Below are 6,923 nucleotides of genomic sequence, written 5' to 3'. Positions count from 1 at the left end.
GCTCCGGCCGCCGCCGCGCAGCCGGCCGCCGCTGCTCCGGCCGCCCCGGCCGCTCCCGCCGCCGCTGCGGCCGCTCCGGCGAAGCCCGCCGTCAAGGCCGCGCCCGCCAAGCCGGCGGCAGCCGCGAAGCCGGCCGAGCCGGCCGCCGGCCCCGAGCTGGTCACCCTGCGCGGTCCCGCCGCCGCGGTCGCGAAGAACATGAACGCCTCCCTGGAGCTGCCGACGGCCACGTCCGTCCGCGCCGTCCCGGTGAAGCTGCTGTTCGACCAGCGCATCGTGATCAACAATCACCTCAAGCGCGCCCGCGGCGGCAAGGTCTCCTTCACGCACCTCATCGGCTACGCCATGGTGCAGGCGCTGAAGCTCATGCCGTCGATGAACCACTCCTTCACGGAGAAGGACGGCAAGCCGACCCTCGTCAAGCCCGAGCACGTCAACCTCGGCCTGGCGATCGACCTGGTCAAGCCGAACGGTGACCGCCAGCTCGTGGTCGCGGCCATCAAGAAGGCCGAGACGCTGAACTTCTTCGAGTTCTGGCAGGCCTACGAGGACATCGTCCGCCGCGCCCGCGTCGGCAAGCTGACGATGGACGACTTCACCGGCGTCACCGCCTCGCTGACCAACCCCGGCGGCATCGGCACCGTGCACTCCGTGCCGCGCCTGATGCCCGGCCAGGGCCTGATCCTCGGCGTCGGCGCGATGGACTACCCCGCCGAGTTCCAGGGCACCTCGCAGGACGCCCTGAACCGCATGGGCATCTCCAAGGTCATGACCCTGACCTCGACGTACGACCACCGGGTGATCCAGGGCGCCGCCTCCGGCGAGTTCCTGCGGATCATGGCCCAGCTGCTGCTGGGCGAGAACGGCTTCTACGACGAGATCTTCGAGGCGCTGCGCATCCCCTACGAGCCGGTCCGCTGGCTCAAGGACATCGACGCCTCGCACGACGACGACGTCACCAAGGCCGCCCGCGTCTTCGAGCTGATCCACTCCTACCGGGTCCGCGGCCACGTCATGGCCGACACCGACCCGCTGGAGTACCGCCAGCGCAAGCACCCCGACCTCGACATCACCGAGCACGGCCTCACCCTGTGGGACCTGGAGCGCGAGTTCGCGGTCGGCGGCTTCGCCGGCAAGTCCATGATGAAGCTGCGCGACATCCTCGGCGTGCTGCGCGACTCGTACTGCCGCACCACCGGCATCGAGTTCATGCACATCCAGGACCCCAAGCAGCGCAAGTGGATCCAGGACCGCGTCGAGCGCGGCCACTCCAAGCCCGAGCGCGAGGAGCAGCTGCGCATCCTGCGCCGGCTGAACGCCGCGGAGGCCTTCGAGACCTTCCTGCAGACGAAGTACGTCGGCCAGAAGCGCTTCTCCCTGGAGGGCGGCGAGTCCGTCATCCCGCTGCTGGACTCGGTGCTGGACGCCGCCGCCGAGGCGCGTCTGGACGAGGTCGTCATCGGCATGGCCCACCGCGGCCGCCTCAACGTCCTCGCCAACATCGTCGGCAAGTCCTACGCCCAGATCTTCCGCGAGTTCGAGGGCAACCTCGACCCGAAGTCGATGCACGGCTCCGGCGACGTGAAGTACCACCTGGGCGCCGAGGGCACCTTCACCGGCCTGGACGGCGAGCAGATCAAGGTCTCGCTGGCCGCCAACCCGTCCCACCTGGAGACGGTCGACCCGGTCGTCGAGGGCATCGCCCGCGCCAAGCAGGACATCATCGGCAAGGCGGGCACGGACTTCACCGTCCTGCCGGTCCAGCTGCACGGCGACGCGGCCTTCGCGGGCCAGGGCGTCGTCGCCGAGACCCTGAACATGTCGCAGCTGCGCGGCTACCGCACCGGCGGCACCGTGCACATCGTCATCAACAACCAGGTCGGCTTCACCGCGCCGCCGGAGTCCTCGCGCTCGTCGATGTACTGCACCGACGTCGCCCGGATGATCGAGGCGCCGATCTTCCACGTGAACGGTGACGACCCGGAGGCCGTGGTCCGCGTCGCGCGGCTCGCCTTCGAGTTCCGCCAGGCGTTCAACAAGGACGTCGTCATCGACCTGATCTGCTACCGCCGCCGCGGGCACAACGAGTCGGACAACCCCTCGTTCACCCAGCCGCTGATGTACGACCTGATCGACAAGAAGCGCTCGGTGCGCAAGCTGTACACCGAGTCGCTGATCGGCCGGGGCGACATCACCCTGGAGGAGGCCGAGCAGGCCCTGCAGGACTACCAGGGCCAGCTGGAGAAGGTCTTCGTCGAGGTCCGCGACGCGGACGCGGCGACGGCTCCGGCCGCCGTCCCGGCCCCGCTGGGCGGGTTCCCGGCCGCGGTGAACACCGCGATCTCCCAGGAGGTCCTCAAGCGGATCGCCGAGTCGCAGGTCACCACGCCCGAGAACGTCACGGTGCACCCGCGCCTGGTGCCGCAGCTGCAGCGCCGCGCCGCCAGCATCGAGGACGGCACGATCGACTGGGGCATGGGCGAGACCCTCGCCTTCGGCTCGCTGCTGATGGAGGGCACCCCGGTCCGGCTCGCCGGCCAGGACTCCCGCCGCGGCACCTTCGGCCAGCGCCACGCGGTGCTCGTCGACCGCGAGACCGGCGAGGACTACACCCCGCTGCTCTACCTGTCCGAGGACCAGGCCCGCTTCAACGTCTACGACTCGCTCCTGAGCGAGTACGCGGCGATGGGCTTCGAGTACGGCTACTCCCTGGCCCGCCCGGACGCGCTGGTGCTGTGGGAGGCCCAGTTCGGTGACTTCGTCAACGGCGCCCAGAGCATCGTCGACGAGTTCATCTCCTCCTCCGAGCAGAAGTGGAACCAGACCTCTGGTGTCACGCTGCTCCTGCCGCACGGCTACGAGGGCCAGGGCCCGGACCACTCCTCGGCCCGCGTCGAGCGCTTCCTGCAGCTCTGCGCGCAGAACAACATGACGGTCGCCATGCCGACGCTGCCGTCGAACTACTTCCACCTGCTGCGCTGGCAGGTCCACAACCCGCACCACAAGCCGCTGATCGTCTTCACCCCGAAGTCGATGCTGCGTCTGAAGGCCGCGGCGTCGAAGGCGGAGGAGTTCACCAGCGGCCAGTTCCGTCCGGTCATCGGTGACGACACCGTCGCCGCGGCGGACGTCCGCAAGGTCGTCTTCTGCTCCGGCAAGGTCTACTACGACCTGGCCGCCGAGCGCGCCAAGCGCGGCGCCACGGACACGGCCCTCGTCCGCATCGAGCGCCTCTACCCGCTGCCGGGCGAGGAGCTCCAGGCCGAGATCGCCAAGTTCCCGAACGCCGAGAAGTACATCTGGGCGCAGGAGGAGCCGGCGAACCAGGGTGCCTGGCCGTTCATCGCGCTGAACCTGATCGACCACCTGGACCTGGCCGTCGGCGCCGACGTCCCGGCCCGCGAGCGGCTGCGGCGGATCTCCCGTCCGCACTCCTCGTCCCCGGCGGTCGGCTCGGCCAAGCGTCACCAGGCCGAGCAGCAGACGCTGATCAACGAGGTGTTCGACGCCTGACGGGCGTCGTCTCCCGTACGGACCGGGCCCCCACCGCTGCGAGGCGGTGGGGGCCCGGTCCTGTACACGGGTGCCTGCGGGTGCCCGTCCTATCCTTGGCCTGACCACAGGCCCGACCACACCTGACCCATGACGGAGAGAACGTTGTACTTCACCGACCGCGGCATCGAGGAGCTGGAGAACCGGCGTGGCGAGGAGGAGGTCACGCTCGGCTGGGTGGCCGAGCAGCTGCGGACCTTCGTCGACCTGAACCCGGACTTCGAGGTCCCGGTCGAGCGCCTGGCCACGTGGCTGGCGCGCCTGGACGACGAGGACGACGAGTAGTCCTCCGCCGGAAGCGCGGGTCGCCGCGCCCCGTCAGGGGCGCTCAGCCGCGAGCCCGCCACCAGTCGTAGGCGAGCGTCAACGCACCGTCCGCGAGCAGCGTGATCCCGGCAGCCGTCACGCCCCGCCGCCCGCTGCGCCGCCCCCAGAGGGCCAGCGACGCCCCGGCGGCGATCTCCGCGGCGCCGAGGGCGCGGGCGCGCGGCCCGCGCGTCCAGCCGCCGAGCCGCCCGCTCTCCGCGTCCAGCAGCCCCGTCCGCACCGCCTCGCGCCAGCCCGGCCAGTCGACCGCCTCGGCCAGGGGGTGCGCGCCCGCGGCGGCCCGCAGTCCGTCGGCCGGGACGCCCGGGGCGAGGCCGGGCGCGAGGTCCAGACCCGTCCGGGAGAGGACGGCGATCAGCCCGAGGATCCGGGACGCGGCCTCCGCGTCCGCGTCGGGCCGGGTGAGCCCGTCGAGCGCTGCCCCGTCGAGCACCGGGTCGAGTCCGGTGCGGGCCCGCAGCGCGGTCATCGCCGCCTCTTCGCCGAGCGGGGTGCCGTCGGCGAGCCAGGCGTACCCCACGGTCCGCCGGAAGCCGGCCGCGACCACGAATCCCGCCCCGCGCGCGTCCCACCACAGGCCCACGACGGGCCACTGCTCGCCGACGGCCAGGGCGTGCGCCCAGCCGGCGGTGGCGGTGGGGAGGTCGGTGCCCTCGGTGCGCCAGGAGTCCTTGCCGGGGACCAGCGCGCTCCAGCCCTCCCCGGCCGGGACCAGGAGGAGCGGTTCGTTCAGGAGCTGGGCGGAGGGCCGGACGCGGCCGGGCTCGGCCCGGCAGAGCAGCAGGACCCCCGCCGCGCGGCTGTGATCAGTAGCGGACATGCGACAACGCTATGCCAACCGGGAGTGCTTGACTTCGCCGGACCGCGATATATCGTGTTTCACGTAAGACGCGATAGGTTGCGTCTCGTCCTGCCGTCCTGACGCAGAAGGGGGCCCGGCATGCCCATCGAGTCCGAGTGGTCACTGTCCGCACCACGCACGATCACCTTCGAGGAGCCGGTCGTCTCCCTGGACGTGCGCCTGGTGAACGGCACGGTCAACGTCGTCGGTACGGACGGCGGCGGCCCGGCCCGCCTGGAGCTGACGGCGATCGACGGCCCGCCGCTGAAGGTCACCCACCGGCACGGCACGCTGACCCTCGCGTACGAGGACATGTGGCCCCCGAAGACCTTCCAGTCCCTCCGCAGCCGGCTCTCCCGCATGGACTGGGGCCGCTCGGCGGACGTGACCCTCACCGTGCCCGCGGCGGCCGGCGTCACGGTCGCCGTCGTCGGGGCGAGCACCGTGGTCTCCGGGATCACGGGCAGCACGAAGGTCCAGGGCGTCTCCGGCGACACCACGCTCGTCGGCCTCACCGGAGACGTCACCAACGAGACCGTCTCGGGCCGCGTGGAGGCCCAGCGCCTCGGCGGCGAGGTCCGCTGCAACACCGTCTCCGGCGACGTCACGCTCGTCGAGTGCACGGGAGGCCCGGTCAAGGCCGACTCGGTCAACGGCAACGTCGTGATCGACCTGTCGCCGGCCGCGCCGGGCACCGACCTGGCGGTCACCTCCGTCTCCGGCGAGGTCGCCGTCCGTCTGCCCGCCACGGCGGACGCGACGGTGACGGCGGGCACCACGGTCGGACCCGTCTCCTGCGCCTTCGGCGAGCTGCAGGTCCGGGACCGGTTCGGCGCCCGGGACATCACCGGCCGGCTCGGCGACGGCTGCGGCCGGATCAAGATCACCACCGTCTCCGGCGCCGTCGCCCTGCTGCGCGGCCCGGACGCCGGCGACTGGGCCGGCGACGGCCGGGCCGACGGCCCCGCCAAGGCCTCCGCCGAAGCCCCCGCCGGCGCCCCCGCCCAGGGAAAGGTCCTCTGATGCCCCCCGTCTTCGCCCACGGCCGGCTGCGCCTCTACCTGCTCAAGCTGCTCGACGAGGCGCCCCGCCACGGCTACGAGATCATCCGGCTGCTGGAGGAGCGCTTCCAGGGCCTGTACGCACCCTCCGCCGGCACCGTCTACCCGCGCCTGGCCAAGCTGGAGGCCGAGGGCCTGATCGCCCACACCACCGAGGGCGGCCGCAAGGTCTACGCCATCACCGCCGCCGGCCGCGCCGAACTCGCCGGCCGGCAGGGCGAACTGGCCGAGCTGGAACTGGAGATCCGCGAATCCGTCGCCGCGCTCGCGGCCGACATCCGCGAGGAGGTCCGGGGCGCGGCGGGCGACCTGCGGCGCCAGGTGCGCGAAGCCGCCCGGCAGACCCGGGCGGCGACGGACTCGCCCTCCTTCGACAGCGCGAAGGAGGACTTCCGCCGGGCGAAGGAGCAGTGGAAGGAACAGGCCCGGCGGGCCAAGGAGGAGAGCCGGCGCGCCCGCCAGGACGCCCAGCAGGCCCGCCACCAGGCCTGGGAGGCCCAGCTGTGGGCCCACGAGGAGGTCCGGCGCGCCACCCGGCACGTCCAGGAGCAGGTGGAGGAGCACCTGCGTCGCGGCGACTGGCCGACGGGCGTCGCGGAAGGCGTCAGCGCCCTGGCGAAGGAGTTCGGCGCCTTCACGGCCCGCGCGACGGGCGCGCCGGGCGCGCCGGGACCGGCCGGCACGGCGGCCCCGGAGGGCACGGCCGGCGCGGCCGACGCGACCGGCACCCGGCGCCCCGGCCCGCCCGCCGTCGCCGGCCGCGAGTGGGCCGAGGCCGGCGGCACCCCCTCCGCGGACCCGGCCCGCGACCTGGACCGCCTCCTGGACCGCTTCCGCGACGACATCCGCGACGCGGCCCGCGACCACGGCGTCACCCGGACCCAACTGGACGAGTCCCGCCGCCACCTGGCCGACGCGGCAGCCCGCATCACGGCCCTGCTGCGCCCGGGGGGCTGAGGTGCCGACGAGTTCCACGGCTTGGTGGCTGGCGCGGCTGTTAGGGCCGCGGACGACCCCGCCGACCAAGCCCGCCGCTACCCGGCCGGCACCGCAGCCACGTCCCTGATGGCTGCGGGTACGCACAGCCCCTCCGGAAGACCCGTTCGACGGCGTCCCGGCCGTCGCCGCCCGCGCGGCGGTGC

General features: G+C 72.9%; 5 protein-coding genes. 4 read left to right on the top strand and 1 reads right to left on the bottom strand.

Annotation, left to right across the window (positions count from 1 at the left end; all coding sequences use genetic code 11):
- Both ACFPP6_RS17055 and ACFPP6_RS17050 read left to right on the top strand, forming a co-directional pair.
- Positions 1-3,513: multifunctional oxoglutarate decarboxylase/oxoglutarate dehydrogenase thiamine pyrophosphate-binding subunit/dihydrolipoyllysine-residue succinyltransferase subunit (locus tag ACFPP6_RS17055; protein WP_382042571.1), on the top strand; the 3,513-nt coding region annotated here is incomplete at its 5' end.
- Between the two features lie 144 nt (positions 3,514-3,657).
- Entirely contained in the window at positions 3,658-3,837 is a 180-nt protein-coding gene (locus ACFPP6_RS17050; protein ID WP_004937694.1) for a DUF6104 family protein, read from the top strand.
- A 43-nt stretch (positions 3,838-3,880) separates the two neighbouring features.
- Here the strand turns inward: ACFPP6_RS17050 and ACFPP6_RS17045 are convergent, their stop codons facing one another.
- Entirely contained in the window at positions 3,881-4,699 is an 819-nt protein-coding gene (locus ACFPP6_RS17045; protein ID WP_382042569.1) for a hypothetical protein, read from the bottom strand.
- 120 nt (positions 4,700-4,819) lie between these two features.
- Between ACFPP6_RS17045 and ACFPP6_RS17040 the strand changes: the two genes are divergently transcribed.
- Positions 4,820-5,743, top strand: coding sequence for a DUF4097 family beta strand repeat-containing protein (locus tag ACFPP6_RS17040; protein ID WP_382042566.1), 924 nt, complete (start codon positions 4,820-4,822; stop codon positions 5,741-5,743).
- Complete coding sequence (locus ACFPP6_RS17035; RefSeq protein WP_382042563.1) at positions 5,743-6,738, top strand: helix-turn-helix transcriptional regulator; 996 nt, start codon at positions 5,743-5,745, stop codon at positions 6,736-6,738. Before ACFPP6_RS17040 ends, ACFPP6_RS17035 begins: the two co-directional genes overlap by 1 nt.
- The last annotated feature ends 185 nt before the right edge of the window (positions 6,739-6,923 follow it).

The sequence above is a fragment of the Streptomyces aureoversilis genome (assembly GCF_042657885.1).
GTDB lineage: Bacteria > Actinomycetota > Actinomycetes > Streptomycetales > Streptomycetaceae > Streptomyces > Streptomyces aureoversilis.
Note: the sequence above shows the minus strand (reverse complement) of the source record. Positions and strands in the feature narration are given on the sequence as shown.